Origin of the sequence: Nonomuraea sp. NPDC049480, from assembly GCF_044465905.1 — a bacterium.
GTDB lineage: Bacteria > Actinomycetota > Actinomycetes > Streptosporangiales > Streptosporangiaceae > Nonomuraea.
Map to the genome: position 1 here is coordinate 320211 of NZ_JBITMD010000009.1, position 19604 is coordinate 339814.

Below are 19604 nucleotides of genomic sequence, written 5' to 3' on the forward strand. Positions count from 1 at the left end.
CCGCCTTCGCCGTCGGCCGACGCCAGGGGTTGCGACCTGCACCGACGCACCTCACGGGCACACTCCGCGCCTGCCCTCGGCCCGCCCGCGCCCTTGCCCAGCCGATGGGGGCACGGCCCGAGAAAGGCGTCCCCGACCACAGTGGAAAAACAAAAGCGAGCGGAATGCGAACGATTCAGCCGTCTCGGCGCAGGGCGCTGGACGCGCGGACCACCAGGTCGGGCTGGAAGATGACCTGTCGGTGGCGATGCTGCTCAGGCGAAGCGACCTCCTCGAGCAGCAGGTCGATGGCCGTGCGCCCGAGCAGCTCGCGCGGCTGCCGTATCGAGGACAGCGGCACCGCGGCGGCCGCGGCGAAGTCGATGTCGTCGTATCCGATGATGGCCAGGTCCTCGGGCACGCGCAGCCCATGGGTGGCCATCGCCTGTAAGAAACCGAGCGCCATCATGTCGTTGGCGCAGAAGGCCGCGGTGGGACGTTCGCCTGGGGGCAGCGCCGCCACGCGTTCCCCGATGGCCCGTCCCTCGGCCACGGTCAACGCGGGCGCGGTGGAGGTGAGCAGTTCGACGGCGCCGTCCGCGGCGGCGACGGCGCTGATGACGCCCGCGTGCCGGTCGGCCACCTGTTTGATGGACGGCGGCCCGCCGACGAACATGATCCGCCGATGCCCGCGTTCGATGAGGTGAGCACCGGCGATCTGCCCGCCGAGCCGGTCGTCGACCGCCACCGAGCACTGCAGTCCGGTGGCCGGGCTGTCGACCAGCACCACGGGCGTGCCCCTGGCGATCAGCTCCTCCAGCCAGGTGTTGTCCGTCTCGACCGGGGTGATCAGTATGCCCATCACCCGCTGCTGTTCGAGCTGGTCGAGGTGGCGGCGCTCGCGACCGGGGTCGCCGGCGCTGTTGCACAACACCACCATCGTGTCGTTGTCCTCGGCCACCGACTCGGCGCCCTGGGCCACGTCCACGAAGAACGGGTTGGACACGTCGAGCACGACGAGCCCGACCGTCCTGCTGCGGCCCACCCGCAGGTGGCGGGCCACCTCATTGCGGACGAAGCCCAGTTTCTTGATCGCTTCGAAGACGCGTTCGCGTGTGGCGGGTGACACGATCTCCGGGCGGTTGAGCACATTGCTCACGGTGCCCACAGAAACGCGCGCCAGCTGCGCGACCTCCTTGATGTTCCTGGTCGCCATCGATCCTCACGAGGCCGTGCTGCTGAGAACTCGCTCATCATAGCGGGGATCAAGATTCTTTTGAATCGTCTCAAAACCTCAAAACGGTCACAAGGACGATGTTGCCGCCGCAGCCTTCATGCCGTCGAGCATCAGGCCCAGGATTTCGCGGGCTGGTGGCCACGGGTTCCGGCAGCTTGTCCGGATGGCAGGTGACGACGTTGAGCAGGTGGATGACGGCCCGCATCGAGCCCTCCGGCTGCACGTCCAACCTCTATGGGGTGCGAGGTCGTGACTCCGACGAGTCTTCAATGCTCAAGAAGACAGCGGTGTCGAGGTCGAAGCCGATCGGGTCGGGGATGTGCACCGTGGATCCCATGGCGACGCGGGTGATGGTCCGGCGCGCACGCACGCGAACATGATCGTCATCCCGCGCCGCGCGACCGCCGGGGCCAAGTACCCTGAGGTCATCCTGGAGAGCTGACGCCTGGAGGATCCACCACGCGGACACGAACCGCGCGGAAGGAGGCCGGCGTGTCACGCAGCACGGCGAGCTTCGGATCCGGCACCACCAGGAACGGCTCGCTCTCCAGCGCGAGCAGGGGGGCCAGCCGCCGATCGCCCCGCAGCGCGTCCACCGCCCTGCGGTCCCCGCCGAGCACCACCGCGTCCAGCTCCCCCACGTACGGCGACAGCACCCGCACCGCCGTCTCCACCGCGTCGTCGAACGCCTTGTCCGCCTGGTTGCTCCGCCGTCTGGCGAAACGCTGCTGCGACCACCCGCCCGCCGCCGTACGCCCCTGCACCAGCCGCGATCCCACCTTCGACACCACCAGCGCCGAGCCGTGGAAGACGCCGGCCGCGTACCCGCCGAGCCGCACCAGGAACACCCCCACCCGCCGCTCGGCCCGGGCATGCGCGACGAGCCTGGTGACGTGCGGCGGCCCCGGCTCCATGGGCGGGAACGGCACGTGCAGCTCGGCCAGGGCCCCGTCGGCCGCGCTCAGCCGCACCACCCGCTCGTCTCCCGTCGCCGAGAAGGGTCCGTGGCGGTCGGCGAAGCCGTCGATCCACGGGTGCACGCGCTCGGGCGGCACGACGATCCACCGGCCACCTCCCTTGGCCGGACGCGCGCTCATGCACCGAAGGCTAACCGATGGCTGACCGGCGGCCCGCACGGCGAACCGAACGGCATTCCCCTCCTTGCCAGTAGGGAACTTGAGTGGAAAAGCCGGTGAATTTTGTTTCGAGGGGCTTCTGTGACCCCAGCTCCCGGCGGAATCATCTCTACGTGTCGTCCTCCCTGCTCACAAGCCCCATGGTGGACCTCGACACCGGGGCGGTCATCGCGCACCCCGCCGTCGTGGACCCCTCGGGCACGCTCCGGGCCAACCCGCTGCCCATGATCCTGGAGCTGCCCCTCCATGTGGTGCTCGCGGGCGCGGGCGCGCTCGCGCCGCTGCACGAGGCGTTGCGCCGGGCGGGCAGGCATCCCCGCGAGGCGATCCTGCTTCTCACTGGACCGTGCCACGAGAAGGACCGGCCGCTGCTCAAGGTCGGGCTCAACGGCCTGCGGTCGATCGGCTACCTCCTGGGCTTCTCCGACGTGGGCTCCTACGGGGCCTCGCCGGAGCTGGCCGCGGACTCCTCTCCCTACCTGCTGGCGCTTGACCCGGAGCTGGTGGCGCGCATCCCGGCCGACCACCGGGCGATCGCGGTGGCGCGGTCGGTGGTGACGCTGGCGCGCGGCATCGGCGCGCACGTGATGACGCCGGGCGTGGAACGCGAGGCGCAGGTGGCGGTGGCCCGCGGCCTCGGCGTGCGCCTCGCGCACGGCCCCCTGCTCGCCCCGGGGCCCGACGGCAAGGTACGGGTGCCGCTCCCGGCCGCCGACACCTCGCCGGACGCGGCCCTCCTGGGCCCGCGCGTGCAGGAACTGCTGATCCCCGCGGTGACGCTGCCGGCGGAGGCCAAGGCCGAGGAGGCGGTGGAGGCGTTCGGGCACGAGCCGACGATCACCAGCGTGATCCTGGTCGACGAGTTCCAGAGGCCCAAGGGCAGCCTGGACCGCAGCCGGTTCCTGCTGTCGTTCGCGGCCCGCTACGGCCACGCCCTGCACGGCTCGAAGCCGGCGCAGCGGCTGGCCGACCCGCCCAGGACGGTCCCGCGGACGACCCCGGCGATCGCGGCCATGCAGGCGGCGGGCAAGGACGCCGGCCGGGTCTACGACGACCTGGTCGTGACGGACGAGATGAACCGCTGCCTGGGCATCGTCCGCGTCTCCGATCTGATCAGGCAGGTTACCGCGGTCAGTAGCTGACGGAGGCTCGCCGGCCCGATATGAAGGGGACATGCGCCTGAACAGAAGGGCTCTCCTCGGCACGGGGGTGCTGGCCGGGGTGGCCGCGTGCACGTCCGCGCCCGCCACGCCCGCGCCCACCCCGAAGAAGACCGCCTTCGATCCCATGGACTGGGAGTCCGTCAGGGCCCAGTTCGCGCTCGACCCCGCCTACGGACAGTTCGCCGCGTTCGTGCTGGCCCCGGCCCCGGCGCCGGTCCGCGAGGCGATCAGGAAGCACCGGGACGCTTTGGACGCCGACCCGGAGTACACCCCGCCGGGAGATCCCGACCGGGGCATCCGAGAGGTCGCGGCCCACTACCTGGGCGCCGGGGCGGACGGCGTGGCGCTGACCGACAGCACCACGATGGGTCTCGGCCTGCTCTACTCCGGCATCCGGCTGCGCCCCGGCCAGGACGTGCTGACCACCGAGCACGACTTCCTCGCCACGCACGAGGGCCTGCGGCTGCTGACCGAGCGCACGGGCGCGAAGGTGCGCAGGGTCCGCCTGTACGACGACCCGGCGAAAGCCTCCGCCGACCGCATGGTGTCGGCGATCAAGGACGGGCTCGGCCCGCGGACGAGGGTGGTGGCGATCACCTGGGTGCATTCGAGCACGGGCGTACGCGTGCCGGTCCGGGCGATCGCCGACATGCTGGCCGAGGCCAACAAGGGCCGCGACGAGCAGGATCGGGCGCTGCTGTGCGTGGACGGGGTGCACGGGTTCGGCGCGATGGCCGACGGGGTGAAGGACCTGGGCTGCGACTTCCTGTCCAGCGGCACGCACAAGTGGCTGTTCGGCCCGCGCGGCACCGGCATCGTGTGGGGCCGGGCCTGGGACGCGGTCGCCCCGGTCATCCCCAGTTTCAGCGGGGCCGCGTTCGACGCCTGGCAGAGCGGCGGCTCGCCGGGGGCGAGCACGGTGGAGCTGATCACGCCGGGCGGCTACAAGGCGTTCGAGCACCGGTGGGCGATGCCGCAGGCGTTCGCGTTCATGAACGCCATCGGGAAGGACCGCGTCCAGCAGCGCACGCAGGAGCTGGCCGCCGGGCTCAAGGCAGGCCTGCGGGGGATCCCGCACGTCACGCTGGCCACGCCCGAGTCGCCGGAGCTGTCGGCAGGGCTGGTGTGCTGCTCGATCCGGGACATGCAGCCGCTGGAGGCGGTGGATCGGCTGCACGGGCAGAAGGTGGTGGCGAGCGTCACCCCGTACAACCCGTCGCTGCTGCGCTTCGGCACCAGCATCGTGACCACGCCCGAGCAGGTGGACCAGGTGATCAAAGCCGTGGAGCGGTTGCGATGAACTGAGCGGAGCCGTACGGGCCGTTGATCGAGACCCGCGTGCGCCTGCTGACGTGCAACGTCGGTATTGGAGCCGCCGTGGCGCCGGTCAGGTCACGCGGCTCACCAGCCCCGTGTCCAGGGCGTAGTAGGCGCCGATCACGGTGGCGGTGCCGTACAGGAGGGGGTCGGCTCTGAGGCGGGCGACGGTGCGCAGGATGTGGGCGCGGACCATGGGCTCGACCTGGCCGTCGCAGGTGGCGTAGGCGGGTTCGAGGGCGGCGACGATGCGGGGCAGCTCGCCGGGCAGTGTCTCCCCCCGCCGTAAGGCCCGGGCGGCCGCGGTGACCGCGCCGCAGTGCTGGTGGCCTAACACCACGACGAGCGGGGCCCGCAGGGCCTGCGGGCCGTACTGGACGGCCGCGGTGACCAGCGCGTCGAGGGTGTGCGCCGCCGTACGGACGACCAGCAGGTCTCCGATCCCGACGTCGAAGACGACCTCGGGCGGGACTCGGGAGTCGATGCACGACAGCACCACGGCCTGCGGCGACTGGCCCGCCGCCAGGCGTCTTCGCCACGCGGGGTCCTGGCGGGGGCGGCGGGACGTGCCCCCCGCCCAGCGCCGGTTGCCCTGCTCCAGCATGGCCCACATCTGCCTGGCGTTACCACGCCATGCAACCATTTCGTCACGCACGGCTCCGATATGCCCGCCGGGCGGGTGGCCTATCGGACAGATGTCACAGGCGGCAGGCGTAGATGTCGGTGACCAGGATGGCTCTTGCGCCGATGTCCCACAGCTGGTCCATGACGTGCTGGTGGCCCTTGCGCCGGACCATGGCGCGTACGGCGACCCAGCCCTCGCGGTGCAGCGGCGAGACCGTGGGGCCCTCCATGCCGGGCGTGAGCGCGATGGCTTCCTCGATGCGCTCGGCGCGGATGTCGTAGTCCATCATGACGAAGTCGCGAGCGTGGACGACGCCCTGGATGCGGCGGACGAGCTGGTCGGCTCCAGGTGTGCCGGGCGTGCCCTGCCGCTTGATCAGCACGGCCTCCGACCGCATGATCGGGTCGCCGAACACCTCCAAGCCGACGTTGCGCAGCGTGGTGCCGGTCTCCACGACGTCGGCGACCGCGTCGGCCACGCCCAGCCTGATGGCGGTCTCGACCGCGCCGTCCAGCTTGATCACGCGGGCGTCCACGCCCTCGTCGGACAGGTATTTCTCCAGCAGGCCCGCGTAGGAGGTGGCGATGCGCCGCCCGTTGAGGTCGTGGACCGACGTCATCGTGCCGGCCGCGGCGGCCAGGCGGAAGGTGGAGCCGCCGAAGCCGAGCGGCATGATCTCCTCCACCGGCGCGCCGGAGTCGATCAGCATGTCCCTGCCGGTGATGCCGACGTCGAGGGTGCCCTCCCCGACGTAGACGGCGATGTCGCGGGGGCGCAGGAAGAACAGCTCGCAGCCGCTGTCCTGGTCGACGACGAACAGCTCCTTGCTGTCCCTGCGGGGCCGGTAGCCGGCCTCCTTGAGCATGCTCTGGGCGGCTTCGCTGAGCACGCCCTTGTTGGGTACTGCCAGACGCAGCATGTCAGGTCCTTCTTCTCCGATGGCTTCTCCAGGGCGGGGGTGGGCGCTAGGGCGCCCTAGAGATGCTTGTAGACCTGGTCGAGTCCGATGCCCTTGGCGATCATGAGCACCTGCACGTGGTAGAGGAGCTGCGAGATCTCCTCGGCGGCCCTGTCGTCTGACTCGTGCTCGGCGGCCATCCAGGTCTCGGCGGCCTCCTCGACGACCTTCTTGCCGATGGCATGGACGCCGGCGTCGAGTGCGGCCACGGTGCCCGAGCCCGCGGGCCGGGTCCGGGCCTTCTCTGACAGCTCGGCGAACAGCTCTTCGAAGGTCTTCATGATCTCTCTCGTGGATCGGCTGACGTGCTTGACAAGCTTAGTCTGCGCCAGTGGGTGACGCCGCCTCACGTCCGCCACGCGAGACGGCCCGGATCACTCGAGGACTTCTTCGCCCGCGTGATCTTCTCCATGCCCTGAGACGCGGCTCCATGCCCTGAGACGCGGCGAACACGATCACGTTCGCCTGCTGGTGCACCATCCCCCCAAGGTCGCCGTCAGCAGGCTGGTCAAGTACATCGACGTACAACGCCGCCCCCGCTGACCCCCAGGGTCCGCGCCTCAGCGCTCCGGGTGTCCCGCCCCTGGTGGGCCATCTCCTGAAGGGCCAGATCCCCGCTCTGTAGGACGTGGCCGCCACTGTGAGCTTGGTACTCGGCCACGCACGTCTTACGTCTCTCGACGTGGCGCGTCAGGAGGAGCCGGCTCTTGATCGGGCGGCCGCCGAAGCCGGCGAACGTGACGTCGTACACCTCGGCGCGTTCGGGAGGTACTCGCGCAGTTGCGCGAGCGGCATGCCGACGAACACCGACTGCTCCTCTTCCAAGGGCGGTGACGGCCGGCAAGACGCAGCGTAAGAGATGTTCCCAGCCACCGCTGATACGGTTCAGTGAAAGTTTCAGAGAGGAGCATGGGTGAAAAGGCCGACGATCGCCGACATCGCCCGGCGGGCCGGCGTGTCCAAAGGGGCCGTCTCCTATGCGCTGAACGGCCTACCCGGCGTGTCGGAGGAGACCAGAGCGCGAATCCAGGCGATCGCCCAGGAGATCGGCTGGCGGCCCAACGTGGCCGCGCGCTCGCTCAGCGGCGCCAGAGCCGACGCGATCGGCCTGGTCCTGTGCCGCCCCGCGCGCTTCCTCGGCATGGAGCCGTTCTTCATGGAGTTGATCAGCGGCATCGAGGGCGAGCTGGCAGCCAGCTCGTGCGCACTGATGCTGCAGGTGGTGCCCGACCACGAGGCCGAGATCGCGGTCTACCGGCGCTGGTGGGGCGAGGGCAGGGTGGACGGCGCGATCCTGGTCGACCTGCACACCGACGATCCCCGGGTGCCGGTGGTCGAGCGGCTCGGCATGCCGGCGGTGGTGACCGGGCACCCGTCGGGCGCCGGCTCGCTGCCCGCGGTGTGGTCGGACGAGGTGGTCGTGTTGCGCGAGGTGATCGAATATCTCGCGGCGCTCGGCCACCGGCACATCGCCAGGGTGGCCGGGCTGCCGGCACTGCTTCACACCAGGATCAGGGACGAGGCGTTCGCGGAGATTTGCGCGGAGGCGGGCGTGCCCGAGCATCCGATCGCCCACACCGACTACACCGGCGAGCAGGGTGCCAGGGCGACCAGGCGGCTGCTCAGCTCCCGCTCCAGGCCCACCGCGATCGTCTACGACAACGACATCATGGCGGTGGCGGGGCTGTCGGTCGCCCAGGAGATGTGCCTGGACGTCCCCGCCGAGCTGTCGATCGTGGCCTGGGACGACTCGCCGCTCTCCCAGGTGGTGCGGCCGTCGCTGACCGCGGTGACCCGGGACATCCCCGCCGGCGGCGCGCACGCCGCGAAGACCCTGCTCCGGCTGATCGAAAGCGGGGAGACGGGGAGCCTGGAGGGGCCGCCGGCGAGCCTGCTGCCCCGGGGGAGCACCGCTCCGGTGCGCCGAGACCGAACCGTTTCACCGGCCCCATAGGCACGGGCCGCCCCCGTGAGAAGGGGAAACATTTTGGCAACCTCTCAGGCTGGCTATTGTACCTTATCCGTTTAAGTGGTGAGATCCCTACACCACAGGTATTGGGTGCCGGTCGTGGGATGCCCTCGCACATCCGCACGCCCAGCGAAGGAGTACGACGCCCATCCGGCCGATAGATCGGATAGCCCCCATGCGACGAATGATGGCAGCGTGTAGCACGGTCCTCTTGGCGGTTCTGAGCGCGGCCTGCGCCACGAGCGGCCAGACGGAGACCAAGCAGGCAGACCAGAACGCCCCCGCGACCCTGTCCTTCTGGTCCACGGGCGGAGATGACGAGACCGCGACCTTCCAGAAGGCCGCCGACCTCTACAAGCAGAAGCACCCGAACGTGACGATCAAGGTGCAGACCCTGTCGTGGTCCGACGCGTACGCCAAGCTGCTGGCGGCGGCCACCAGCCGCAGCGGACCCGACATCATCTCCGGCGGCATGACCTGGACCATCCAGTTCGGCGCCAGGGGCGCCATGGTGGACCTGCGTAAGCACGGCCTGGAGTCCCTCAAGGCGCAGGCGCTGCCCGCTCAGTGGGAGTCGGCCATCTCCCCCGACGGCTCGGTGTACGGCGTGCCGCTGGACATGTCGACCCTCGCGCTCTACTACCGCACCGACCTGCTGGAGCAGGCCAAGGTCGAGCCGCCCAAGACCTGGGAGGAGCTGACCGCGGCCATCGCCAAACTCAAGGCCGCCGGGGTGAAGAAGCCGTACAGCATGGACTGGGGCAACCTCGACTGGATCGGCTACTTCAACTACCTCTACCAGGCGGGCGGCTCGTTCTACACCGCAGACTGCAAGCCCTCGCTCAACACCCCGCAGGCCGAGCAGGCGCTGACGTACTGGGTGGACCTCTACCGCAAGCACGGCGCGCCCACCGCCACCGTGGAGGGCTCCGACGCCCTGGACACCGGCACCGCGATGGTGGTGGCGGGCAACTGGATCGCCAAGGGCATCGACGTCAACAAGCCGAAGCTGAAGGGCAAGTGGGCGATGACCACGATCCCCGCGGGCCCCTCCGGTCCGACCGCCTTCATCGGCGGCCGGGCGATCGGCGTGACGTCCTTCAGCAAGCATGTCCAGACCGGCGCGGACTTCGTCAAGTTCATGTACAGCGACGAGGCCATCACCGCGATCGCGGACGAGGCCAAGAAGCGGAACCTGTCCTACATCCCGCCGCGTCCCGACAAGATCGTAAACGGCTCGGTGTTCACTCCCGAGCAGGCCCAGGTGTTCGAAGCCTCGATCAAGACCGGCAAGGCCGCGCCGGGCTGCCCCGGCTGGGACGAGAGTGCGCCGGACGTGGCCAAGCAGCTCCAGTCGGCGATCCTCGGCAAGGCGGACGCCAAGACCGCGCTGGCGGAAGCCGCCAAGGTCATGGAGCGCAACGCCGGATAGCCGCCCGCCGGGACCGGCGCCCGCCGCCGGTCCCAGCGGTGGACACGAACCCGATCCAGGAGTCTGACATGGCCTCCCCCCTCCCCTTGGGCAGCAGGCTGCGCCGCTACGGCACCTCGTACGCGATGCTGCTGCCCTTCCTCGCGCTGTTCGCGGGCTTCCTGCTCTGGCCGCTGGCCAACTCGCTCTACCTGAGCTTCACCGAGTTCGACGGGATCAATCCCGCGGTGTTCATCGGTCTGGACAACTTCGCGCAGCTGGCGGAGGACGCCAGGTTCCGCCACGCGCTGGGCAACACGGCCCTGTACGTGGTGGGGTCGGTCGTGCTCGGCACGCTGCTGTCGCTGGGCCTCGCCCTGGCGTTCAACGGCACGAGCTGGCCGCACCGGATCTTGCGCACGCTGTTCTTCCTCCCCTCGGTGACCTCCTCCATCGCGCTCATGCTGATGTGGAAGTGGGTGCTGTTCCCCAGCGACGTGGGCCTGGCCAACACGATCGTGGAATGGTTGGGCGGCAACGCCGTCGCCTGGCTGGCCACACCGGGCCTGACGATCCCGATCCTGGTGCTGATGTCGGTGTGGGGCGGCATGGGCTACGGCATGGTGCTGTATGTCGCCGGTCTCGGCTCGATCCCCGAGGAGTACTACGAGGCCGCCAGGATCGACGGCGCGTCCACCTGGCGGCAGTTCCGCCACATCACGCTGCCGCTGCTGCGCCCCGTGACCACATACGTGGTGGTGACCGGCCTGATCGGCGCCTTCCAGGTGTTCGAGGCCGTCTACATCGTCTTCCAGCAGGGCGCCAACACCATCGGCGGCGTGCTCGACTCGGGCCTGATGATCGTCCCCTACCTCTACGACCAGGGATTCACCCACTTCAGGCTGGGCTACGCCTCGGCGATCGCCTGGGTGCTCTTCCTGATCATCTTCGTGCTCAGCCTCGTCAACCTGCGCGTGGGCCGCGCCATGAAGGAGCTGTGATGGCCGTCGCCCCGATGGACACGATCGCCCCGGCGCAAGAGACCCGGCCCAAGCCGGGAGCCCGGCCCGGCGGGCGTTCCGGGATCAACGGGCATCTGCTGCGCCTGCCGTTCTACCTGTTGTCGCTGACGATGATCGCGCCGTTCTACTGGCTGGTCATCACGGTGTTCAAGCCGCCGTCGGAGCTGGCCAGGACGCCGCCGTCGTTCGTGCCGCAGTCTCCCACGTTCGACAACTTCTACGATCCGGAGTGGACCGGCCAAGGGGTCACCGGCCACCTGCAGGGCATCTTCCAGCGTTACCAGGTGGACTTCGGGTTCTGGCGGTTCATGTTCAACAGTCTCTTCATCACCAGCGCCATCACCGTCGGATCGCTGCTGATCTGCTCGCTGGCCGCGTACGTGATCGCCAAGCACGACATCAAGGGCCGGCGCACGATCTTCCTGATGATCATCGCCTCGATGATGGTGCCCTGGCAGACCACGCTGATCCCGAACTACGTGATCATGCGGAACCTGGGCTGGCTGGACAGCTACGCGGCCTACATCGTGCCTGCGCTGGCCAAGGCGTTCGTGCTGTTCTTCCTGGTGCAGTTCCTGCAGTCGATACCGAACGAGCTCATCCAGGCGGCCAGGGTGGACGGCGCCGGGGAGTGGCGGATCTGGTGGAGGATCGTGCTGCCGCTGCTGCGGCCGGCGCTCGCCGCGATGTCGATCTTCATCGTGCTCGCGGAGTGGAACAACTTCCTCTGGCCGCTCATCGTCGTGCAGAGCGACGAGATGGCCAACATCCCCATAGCACTGGCCAGGCTCAACTCCTACTTCGGCGGGCCCGACCACCAAGGCGCGATCATGGCGGGCGGGCTGCTCGCGTCGGTTCCGACGATCGTCTTCTTCCTGATCTTTCAGAGGTACTTCACCAAAGGCATCGCGCTCAGCGGTATCAAGGGGTGACCCGGTGCGCCTGGAGCAGTTCGCCCGGCACTTTCCAGAACATCCACGGCAGGTCGAACCCGTAACGCCTCATCCGGCCACCACCTCGTTGACGCAGCGCAGGACGGGTGCGCGGACCAGGGCCCGCTCGTCCAGGCCGGCCGCGCTGATCAGGAACTCGGCCCGCTCGCCCGGGAGCAACGTCACGAGCTGGTCGTCGACCTGCGCGTCCGGGTCCAGCCGGTCGGGGAAGACGGCCAGGTCGCGCAGGAGCGTGCGAGCGGTGACCGTCAGCCGGAGCCCGCCCGGCACGGGTTCGACGGCGGTGTCGTAGCGCGGCTCGGGCAGGCGCAGATCTCGATCGGGCGCGAAGAACCACAACGCCCGCCGCACCGCCGGCCCGTCCGTCGGCCCAACTGCCCCTTCGGACGCGGTGATCTCAATGGTGATCAGCTCGCTCGCCGGATCGCCCGGCCCGGTGACGAACGCGGCAAGCGGCAGAGTGCCGGCCCCTCGCGGCGGGACGTCCAGCGTAAGTGGCTGCCCCGCGAGTTCGACACCGTCGAAGCCCCGCCGTACGGCCCGCGCCGATGCCCGCCACGGCCGCCCGGTGTCGTTGACGGCGACCACCGCCAGACCGCCGTCGCACGGCTGCACGGTCAGCAGCCGGTCGGCGTACGCCCTGCGCAGCGCGTGGAACAGCGGTTTCTTCCGCCCGTCCCCATCCACGGCCGACCACGAGGTGACCGGCCAGCAGTCGTTGAACTGCCACACCACGCTGCCCGCGCAGTGCGGCCAGAGGGACCTGAAGTGCTCGACCCCGACCTGGATGGCCCGTGCCTGGTTGACCTGGGTGAGGAAGTGCCAGTCGTCGAAGGTCTCGGGGACGGGGAAGTGAGGCTTGAGCCCGGCGGCCAGCTTGAGGTTGCCGTCGATCGCCTTCTGGTGGTGCAGCAGGCCGGGAGAGTCCGGCAGCAGCGGCTCGTCGCTGATCGCCCGGCGGATGGTGGCGTAGGTGGCCGGGCCCTGGAAGCCGAACTCCGCGGCCATGCGGGGCCGGTAGTCGCGGTAGGCGGTGTAGTCGCGCTGGTTCCACACGTCCCAGATGTGCATGGTGCCGTGGTCCGGGTCGTTGGGCGGCACGTCCATGGAGCCCGAGTAGGGGCTGCCGGGCCAGTACGGGCGGGTGGGGTCCAGCTCGGCCACGACACGCGGCAGTGTCTCCAGGTAGAAGCGCCCTCCCCAGCTGCGTCCCTGGAGCGACTCCTGCCAGCCCCAGTTGGCGTAGCCTTCGATGTTCTCGTTGTTGCCGCACCACAGGACCAGGCTCGGGTGCGAGCTCAGCCTGGCCACCTGCTCGCGCGCCTCGGCCTCCACCTCGGCCCCGATCGGATCCTCCTCGGGGTAGGCGGCGCAGGCGAACGGGAAGTCCTGCCATACCAGCAGCCCGAGCCGGTCGCACAGGTCGTAGAAGTCCTCGCTCTCGTACAGGCCGCCGCCCCACACCCGGACCAGGTTGACGCCCGCCTCGCATGCCTGGGCGAGCCTGGCGGCGTAGCGGTCGCGACCGACCCTGGTGGGGAAGCAGTCGTCGGGGATCCAGTTCACTCCCTTGACGAACACGTCGGTCCCGTTGACGGCCAGTTCGAACGCGCCGCCCTCGGTGCGCAACCGCACCTCGCGGAACCCGATCTGCCGGCGCCACACGTCGTCGCCGGCAGTCACCTCGAGCTCGTGAAGCGGCTGCTCACCGTACCCCCGCGGCCACCACAGCTCCGGGTCGGGCACCTCCAGCGTGATCACGGCCTCGCTGCCGCCCTCGGGGACCACGGCACGCCCCGACACGCCCTTGATCGCCGCGGTCACCTCGACGGCGCGCGTCTGCTCGCCCTTCTCCACCTGGACGTGCACGTCCACCCTGGCGAGCCCGTCCCCGAGGGCGACCAGCGGCCGGACCCCGGCGATCCGGGCGCCGCTCCAGGCGTGCAGGCCGATCGGCCGCCAGATGCCCGACGTCACCAGCGTCGGTCCCCAGTCCCAGCCGAAGTTGCAGGCCATCTTCCTGATGAACTGGTACGGCTCCGCGTACGCACCGGGCCGCTCCCCCAGTTCCTCGCGAAGCTTGCCGGCGTATTCGTACGGCGAACCGAACGTAATACTTAACCGGTTCTGGCCCTCGCGCAGCAAGTCCTCGACAGCAAAGCGGTACGACCGGTGCATGTTGGCCGTCTCCCCCACCCGGCTGCCGTTGAGCTCGATCAGCGCCACCGTGTCGAGTCCTTCGCACACCAGGTCGGTCCGCTCGTGCCCGTCCGGAGTCCAGTCGAAGACGGTCTCGTACAGCCAGGCAGTGCGGCCGATCCAGGCGAGGGCCTGCTCGTTGTCGTCCAGATAAGGATCGGGGATGAGACCGGCGGCGAGCAGGTCGGTGTGTACGCAACCGGGCACCGCGGCGGGCGCGCCGACGTCGCCGTCCACCGACCGGACGGTCCATGACTCGTGCAAGGCGCGCTGAAAGCCCATTGGCCAACTCTCCGGACATAGATGGGGCAGTAGGCAACATACCAGGACCTATTCCCCCATTAGCAATGGTTCTCGACCAGATTGCTGAACCGATTCATGCCCCTTTCACGCCACCGATCGCCCGAGCACGGGCGCCGAAAATGGCCGAACGATTGCCCAGCGGTGCTCTGGTCGCGTCCACCCTGGCGACGGACGTCGGACGGACACTCAGAGCACTGGGCGGAGGGTACTTCCGCATGGTCTGCCGGCAGGCCGAAGGATTCCGGCTCTCGTACGGAGAGCCGGTCGCGGCCGCTCGCCGGGCCCGGAAACGGCAACGCCCGCCGTGCCTCCCTTGCGGAAGGCACGGCGGGCGGTTCAGCGATCAGTGCCGAGCACAGCGGCCGGGCAGGCCATGGATCAACGCTTCACGCGAGATCCATAGCCGGCCGAAGGCCGGGATCAGCGCTCGAAGCGGGTACCCGAGTTGCGGCGGAAACCGCCGTTGCCACGGTCCTCGCCGCGACCGCCACCGGAGCGGTAACCGTCGCGCGGGGCACGGTCGTCGGTACGGGGGCCGCGGTCGCGGTCGCCCGAGAACGGACGCCCACGGTCGGCGCCGAAACGCCCGCCGCGGTCCTCGGACCGGAAGCCGCCACTCCGCTGACCCTGACCCTGACCGTCCTGCCGGAGCGGTCGGTCGTCGGAGCGGTAGCCGCCGCGCGGCCCGCCGTCACGGCGCCGGTCGTCGCCGAACGTCCGCGGCTCCGTGGCGTGCCCGCTCGGCCGCTCACCCTCGCCGTGATGCCGCGCGCCGCCGAAAGTGCGGTCACCGTCCTCGTGGCGACGCGGACGACGATCGTCCGGCGCGAACGACCGCTCGCCGTCGTCATGACGACGCGGACGGCGCTCGCCGTCGAAGTCCCTGCGCCCGCGGCGGCCACGGCGCTCCGAACCGCCGAGCCCGCCCTCGCGCCGAGCACGCAGCGGCTTGCGGACGTCCGGCTCCCACACGGGGACGGCCTCGCCGCTGGGCGTGCGGGCGCCCGTCACCTCGGCGACCCGCGGGTGACCCGGGGTGGCCTTCAGGCGGTACGGGTGGATCCCGGCGCGCCGGGTGAGGGCGTCGGTCGAGCGGCGCTCGTTGGGCAGCACCAGCGTGACGACGGTGCCCTTCTCGCCGGCGCGGGCCGTACGGCCGCCCCGGTGCAGGTAGCTCTTGTGGTCCTGGGGCGGGTCCACGTGCAGCACCAGGCTGATGTTGTCGACGTGGATGCCGCGTGCCGCGACGTCGGTGCAGACCAGCACGTTGACGGAGCCCTCGCGGAACTCGGCGAGGATGCGGGTGCGCTGGTTCTGGCGCTTGCCGCCGTGCAGGCCGCCGGACTTGACGCCGACCCGGGCCAGCTGCTTGCACAGCCGGTCCACGCCGTGCTGGGTCTTGACGAAGATGATCGTACGACCCTCGCGGTTGGCGATCTCGGCGATGACGTCGAACTTGTCGTCGCGCGTGACCTGCATCACGTGGTGCTCCATGGTGTCGACCGGCGAGGTCGCGGGGGCCACGGAGTGGGTGATCGGGTTGGTGAGGAAGCGCCTCACCAGTTTGTCGACGTCACCGTCGAGCGTGGCGGAGAACAGCAGCCGCTGGCCGCCGCTCGGCGTCTGCGCGAGCAGGTCGGTGACGACGGGGAAGAAGCCGAGGTCGCACATGTGGTCGGCCTCGTCCAGGACGCTGACCTCGACGTCGGACAGTGAGCACTCGCCCTGCCGGATCAGGTCGCCCAGGCGGCCGGGGGTGGCGATGACGACGTCGACACCGCGCCGCAGCGCCTCGATCTGCTTGCCCATGGACATGCCGCCGACGATGACCTTCATGCGCAGCCCGAGGCCGCGGCCGAGAGGTTCGAGTGCGTCGTGGACCTGGAGGGCGAGCTCGCGGGTCGGGACGAGGATCATGGCGCGGGGGCGGCCCGGGGCCGGCCTCACACCGGCGATGCGGGCCATCGTGGGCAGGCCGAACGCGAGGGTCTTGCCGGAGCCGGTCTGGCCGCGGCCGAGCACGTCGTTGCCCGCGAGCACGTCCGGGATGGTCGCGCTCTGGATGGGGAAGGGACTGTCAATGCCCTGCTTGGCCAGTCCGGTGATGAGCGGCTTGGGCAGGCCCAGCAGCTCGAACTCGGACAGGCCCGGCTCGGCGACCGCGGCGGACTCGATGGAGTCCGAAGTGGTCTCGTCGAACGAGGGCATGACAGCGTCAAGCATGGTCACGAAAGATCGTGCCTTTCCGTCGAAGTGGCACGTCACTTCTGCGAAAGGACGAGCCAGGATGTACGGCACACGCCGCACACGGTTCAGGGTGCCCGCCACCGTGGCGGGTCAATGACAAAGGGGGGATGCACCAGGGCACCGGCCGCAGGCGATGCGAGACGTGTAATGAGACGTCGGGTACATCTGTTACCAACGCCGGGATGTTATCGGATAATTCCCGGATGGGTTCGGACCTTCCGAAACCCTCGATGGCACGCTGAAACGACTGACGCTTTACGTCAGCCGTAACAGCAGAAAAGATCAGACGTTAAAGCCTAGCATACGAAGCTGCTCGCGCCCCTCGTCGGTGATCTTGTCCGGGCCCCATGGCGGCAGCCAGACCCAGTTGATCTTGACGTCGGACACCATGCCGTCGAGGGCGGAGTGGGCCTGGTCCTCGATGACGTCGGTCAGCGGGCAGGCCGCGCTGGTCAGCGTCATGTCAATGGTGGCCACGGGCTTACCGCCGTCGGCCGGGTCGAGGTTGAGCCCGTAAATGAGGCCCAGGTCGACGACGTTGATGCCGAGCTCGGGGTCGACGACGTCCTTGAGCGCCTCCATGACCTCATCGACGGTGGCGTCCCCGTCGAAATCGGTAGGAGTCTCGACTGGCTTGCTCATTGGGCAGCACTCCTCACAACTGCGTCCTTGTAGGCCATCCACGAAAGCAACGCGCATTTGACACGCGCCGGGAACTTGGCCACGCCCGAGAACGCGACAGCGTCGCCGAGCACCTCCTCATCGGCCTCCACCTGCCCCCTGCCCTGCATGAGCCGGGTGAACTCGTCGACCACGGAAAGCGATTCCTCGATCGTCGAGCCGGTGGCGAGCTCGTGCAGCACGGAGGCGGCGGCCTGGCTGATCGAACAACCCTGTCCGTCGTAGGAGACGTCCAGGATCTTGCCGGCGTCGCCCACCTTGACCCTGAGCGTGATCTCGTCGCCGCACGTCGGGTTCACGTGGTGAACCTCGGCGTCGTACGGCTCACGCAGCCCGCGCCCCTGCGGGTGCTTGTAGTGCTCCAGGATCAGCTCCTGGTACATCGACTCGCCGATCATGGCTATGCGAACACCTTCTGAACGTGATGCAGGCCGCGCACCAGGGCATCGATCTCGCCCGTGGTGTTGTACAGGTAGAACGACGCCCGGGTGGTCGCGGGTATTCCGAACCGCAGGTGCAGCGGGCGCGCGCAGTGGTGCCCGACGCGTACGGCGACGCCGAACTGGTCGTCCAGGATCTGCCCGACGTCGTGCGGATGGATGCCCTCCAGCGTGAACGACACCGTGCCGCCGCGCCCCTCCAGCGTCTCGGGCCCGATGACGCGCAGGGTGGGAACGTCGCGCAGGGCCTCCAGCGCGTAGGCCGTCAGCTCGCGCTCGTGCGCCTCGATGGCCTCCATGCCGACCCCGGTGAGGTAGTCCACGGCCGCGCCGAGCCCGATGGCCTCGACGATCGGCGGCGTGCCGGCCTCGAACTTGTGCGGGACCGGCGCGTACGTCGAACGGTCCATCCAGACCGCCTCGATCATCTCGCCGCCGCCCAGGAACGGGGGCATGGCCTCCAGCAGCTCGGTCCGCCCCCACAACACGCCGATGCCGGACGGGCCGACCATCTTGTGACCGGTGAAGGCCACGAAGTCGGCGCCCAGCTCGGCGACGTTCACCGGGTGGTGCGGCACGGACTGGGAGGCGTCCAGCGCGATGAGCGCCCCGGCCGCGTGCGCCATCCGAGCCAGCTCGGCGACCGGGTTGACGGTGCCGAGCACGTTGGACTGATGGGCGACCGAGACGATCTTGGTCCGCTCGGTGATCACGCCGGGCGCGAGGTCCAGCCGTCCGTCGTCGGTGACGCCGAACCACTTCAGCGTCGCGCCGGTGCGCTGCGCGAGCAGCTGCCACGGCACGATGTTGGAGTGGTGCTCCATCTCGGAGACGACGATCTCGTCGCCGGGCCCGAGGGTGAAGCGCGGGTCGGTGTTGGCGGGGTTGCCGAAGGAGTAGGCGACCAGGTTGAGCGCTTCGGAGGCGTTCTTGGTGAAGATCACCTCGTCGCGCGACGGGGCGCCGACGAAAGCCGCGATCTTGTCGCGGCTGCCCTCGTACGCCTCGGTCGACTCGGCGCCGAGCACGTGCATGGCCCGCCCGACGTTGCTGTAGTGCAGCGCCAGGTGGTCACGCATGGTCTCGATGACCTGGTTGGGCTTCTGCGAGGAGTTGCCCGAGTCGAGGTAGACGAGCGGGCGCCCGTCGGGCAGCTCGCGGGAGAAGATCGGGAAGTCCTTCCTGATCCTCTCCACGTCCAAGCTGTTCACAGTCATGCAGATGCCTTCGTGTACTGCTCGTAGCCCTCGGCCTCGAGCTTGTCGGCCAGCTCCGGGCCGCCCTCCTCGACGATCCGGCCGCCCGCGAAGACGTGGACGAAGTCCGGCTTCACGTAGCGCAGGATGCGGGTGTAGTGCGTGATCAGCAGCACGCCGGTCTCGCCGGAGGCGCGGAAGCGGTTGATGCCCTCCGACACCACGCGCAGCGCGTCCACGTCGAGGCCGGAGTCGGTCTCGTCGAGGACGGCGATCTTCGGCTTGAGCAGCTCCATCTGGAGGATCTCGTGGCGCTTCTTCTCGCCGCCGGAGAAACCCTCGTTGAGGTTGCGCTGGGCGAAGGCGGGGTCGATGGACAGCGCGTCCATGCCGGCCTTGAGGTCCTTGGCGAACGCACGCAGCTTGGGCGCCTCGCCGCGGACCGAGGTGACGGCCGTGCGCAGGAAGTTCGACACCGACACGCCGGGGACCTCGACCGGATACTGCATGGCGAGGAACAGGCCCGCGCGGGCCCGCTCGTCGACCGACATCTCCAGCAGGTCCACGCCGTCGAGCAGCACCTGGCCGCCGGTGATCGTGTACTTGGGGTGACCGGCGATCGCGTAGGCGAGGGTCGACTTGCCCGAGCCGTTCGGGCCCATGATGGCGTGGGTCTGGCCCGCCTTCACGGTCAGGTTGACGCCGCGCAGGATTTCCTTGTCCTCGACGGCGACGTGGAGCTCGCGGATCTCAAGGGTGGACATGTTG

Annotated in this window: 19 protein-coding genes; 6 read left to right on the forward strand and 13 right to left on the reverse strand. The window is 69.4% G+C overall.

Annotated features, from left to right (window positions below; translation table 11 throughout):
• Window positions 1-175 precede the first annotated feature (175 nt).
• The 3 genes from ACIBX3_RS27005 to ACIBX3_RS27015 form a co-directional block, all read right to left on the reverse strand.
• Entirely contained in the window at window positions 176-1195 is a 1020-nt protein-coding gene (locus tag ACIBX3_RS27005; protein ID WP_397121577.1) for a LacI family DNA-binding transcriptional regulator, read from the reverse strand.
• 70 nt (window positions 1196-1265) lie between these two features.
• Complete coding sequence (locus ACIBX3_RS27010) at window positions 1266-1445, reverse strand: hypothetical protein (RefSeq protein WP_397121579.1); 180 nt, start codon at window positions 1443-1445, stop codon at window positions 1266-1268.
• Between the two features lie 196 nt (window positions 1446-1641).
• On the reverse strand, window positions 1642-2313 hold the full coding sequence (locus tag ACIBX3_RS27015; protein WP_397121580.1) for an acVLRF1 family peptidyl-tRNA hydrolase: 672 nt from the start codon (window positions 2311-2313) through the stop codon (window positions 1642-1644).
• Between the two features lie 152 nt (window positions 2314-2465).
• Between ACIBX3_RS27015 and ACIBX3_RS27020 the strand changes: the two genes are divergently transcribed.
• Both ACIBX3_RS27020 and ACIBX3_RS27025 read left to right on the forward strand, forming a co-directional pair.
• Entirely contained in the window at window positions 2466-3494 is a 1029-nt protein-coding gene (locus ACIBX3_RS27020; RefSeq protein WP_397121582.1) for an EAL domain-containing protein, read from the forward strand.
• Between the two features lie 31 nt (window positions 3495-3525).
• Complete coding sequence (locus ACIBX3_RS27025; RefSeq protein ID WP_397121584.1) at window positions 3526-4815, forward strand: aminotransferase class V-fold PLP-dependent enzyme; 1290 nt, start codon at window positions 3526-3528, stop codon at window positions 4813-4815.
• Between the two features lie 87 nt (window positions 4816-4902).
• Here ACIBX3_RS27025 and ACIBX3_RS27030 read toward each other — a convergent pair whose 3' ends face one another.
• The 4 genes from ACIBX3_RS27030 to ACIBX3_RS27045 form a co-directional block, all read right to left on the reverse strand.
• Window positions 4903-5445: a carbonic anhydrase gene (locus tag ACIBX3_RS27030; protein ID WP_397121585.1), complete on the reverse strand. Its 543-nt coding sequence runs from the start codon at window positions 5443-5445 to the stop codon at window positions 4903-4905.
• A gap of 85 nt (window positions 5446-5530) precedes the next feature.
• Window positions 5531-6376, reverse strand: coding sequence for an ATP phosphoribosyltransferase (gene hisG, locus ACIBX3_RS27035; protein ID WP_397121587.1), 846 nt, complete (start codon window positions 6374-6376; stop codon window positions 5531-5533).
• A 56-nt stretch (window positions 6377-6432) separates the two neighbouring features.
• Window positions 6433-6696: a phosphoribosyl-ATP diphosphatase gene (locus ACIBX3_RS27040; RefSeq protein WP_111176676.1), complete on the reverse strand. Its 264-nt coding sequence runs from the start codon at window positions 6694-6696 to the stop codon at window positions 6433-6435.
• A gap of 227 nt (window positions 6697-6923) precedes the next feature.
• Window positions 6924-7166 carry a hypothetical protein gene (locus ACIBX3_RS27045; RefSeq protein WP_397121589.1) on the reverse strand — a complete coding sequence of 81 codons (243 nt, stop codon included), beginning with the start codon at window positions 7164-7166 and terminating at the stop codon, window positions 6924-6926.
• Window positions 7167-7328: 162 nt separating this feature from the next.
• Here ACIBX3_RS27045 and ACIBX3_RS27050 point away from each other — a divergent pair, with 162 nt between their 5' ends.
• From ACIBX3_RS27050 to ACIBX3_RS27065, 4 genes are all read left to right on the forward strand, one after another.
• On the forward strand, window positions 7329-8369 hold the full coding sequence (locus ACIBX3_RS27050; protein WP_397121591.1) for a LacI family DNA-binding transcriptional regulator: 1041 nt from the start codon (window positions 7329-7331) through the stop codon (window positions 8367-8369).
• 226 nt (window positions 8370-8595) lie between these two features.
• Entirely contained in the window at window positions 8596-9816 is a 1221-nt protein-coding gene (locus ACIBX3_RS27055) for an extracellular solute-binding protein (RefSeq protein ID WP_397121592.1), read from the forward strand.
• Between the two features lie 68 nt (window positions 9817-9884).
• A complete protein-coding gene (locus ACIBX3_RS27060) occupies window positions 9885-10796 on the forward strand; it encodes a carbohydrate ABC transporter permease (RefSeq protein ID WP_397121594.1) in 912 nt (303 codons plus the stop codon).
• A complete protein-coding gene (locus ACIBX3_RS27065) occupies window positions 10796-11749 on the forward strand; it encodes a carbohydrate ABC transporter permease (RefSeq protein ID WP_397121595.1) in 954 nt (317 codons plus the stop codon). The genes ACIBX3_RS27060 and ACIBX3_RS27065 overlap by 1 nt, the downstream gene beginning before the upstream one ends.
• A gap of 69 nt (window positions 11750-11818) precedes the next feature.
• On the opposite strand, the gene ACIBX3_RS27070 is transcribed toward ACIBX3_RS27065, so the two are convergent.
• The 6 genes from ACIBX3_RS27070 to sufC all read right to left on the reverse strand — a co-directional run bounded on the left by ACIBX3_RS27070 (window position 11819) and on the right by sufC (window position 19600).
• Window positions 11819-14251, reverse strand: coding sequence for a glycoside hydrolase family 2 protein (locus ACIBX3_RS27070; RefSeq protein ID WP_397121597.1), 2433 nt, complete (start codon window positions 14249-14251; stop codon window positions 11819-11821).
• Between the two features lie 441 nt (window positions 14252-14692).
• On the reverse strand, window positions 14693-16495 hold the full coding sequence (locus ACIBX3_RS27075) for a DEAD/DEAH box helicase (protein ID WP_397121599.1): 1803 nt from the start codon (window positions 16493-16495) through the stop codon (window positions 14693-14695).
• A 306-nt stretch (window positions 16496-16801) separates the two neighbouring features.
• Window positions 16802-17161, reverse strand: a complete 360-nt coding sequence (locus tag ACIBX3_RS27080) for a metal-sulfur cluster assembly factor (RefSeq protein WP_397121601.1) — start codon at window positions 17159-17161, stop codon at window positions 16802-16804.
• Window positions 17158-17598, reverse strand: a complete 441-nt coding sequence (sufU, locus tag ACIBX3_RS27085; protein WP_397121602.1) for a Fe-S cluster assembly sulfur transfer protein SufU — start codon at window positions 17596-17598, stop codon at window positions 17158-17160. The genes ACIBX3_RS27080 and sufU overlap by 4 nt, the downstream gene beginning before the upstream one ends.
• 2 nt (window positions 17599-17600) lie before the next feature.
• Complete coding sequence (locus ACIBX3_RS27090) at window positions 17601-18857, reverse strand: cysteine desulfurase (protein WP_397121604.1); 1257 nt, start codon at window positions 18855-18857, stop codon at window positions 17601-17603.
• Window positions 18854-19600 carry a Fe-S cluster assembly ATPase SufC gene (gene sufC / locus ACIBX3_RS27095; protein ID WP_397121606.1) on the reverse strand — a complete coding sequence of 249 codons (747 nt, stop codon included), beginning with the start codon at window positions 19598-19600 and terminating at the stop codon, window positions 18854-18856. Before sufC ends, ACIBX3_RS27090 begins: the two co-directional genes overlap by 4 nt.
• Window positions 19601-19604 lie beyond the last annotated feature (4 nt).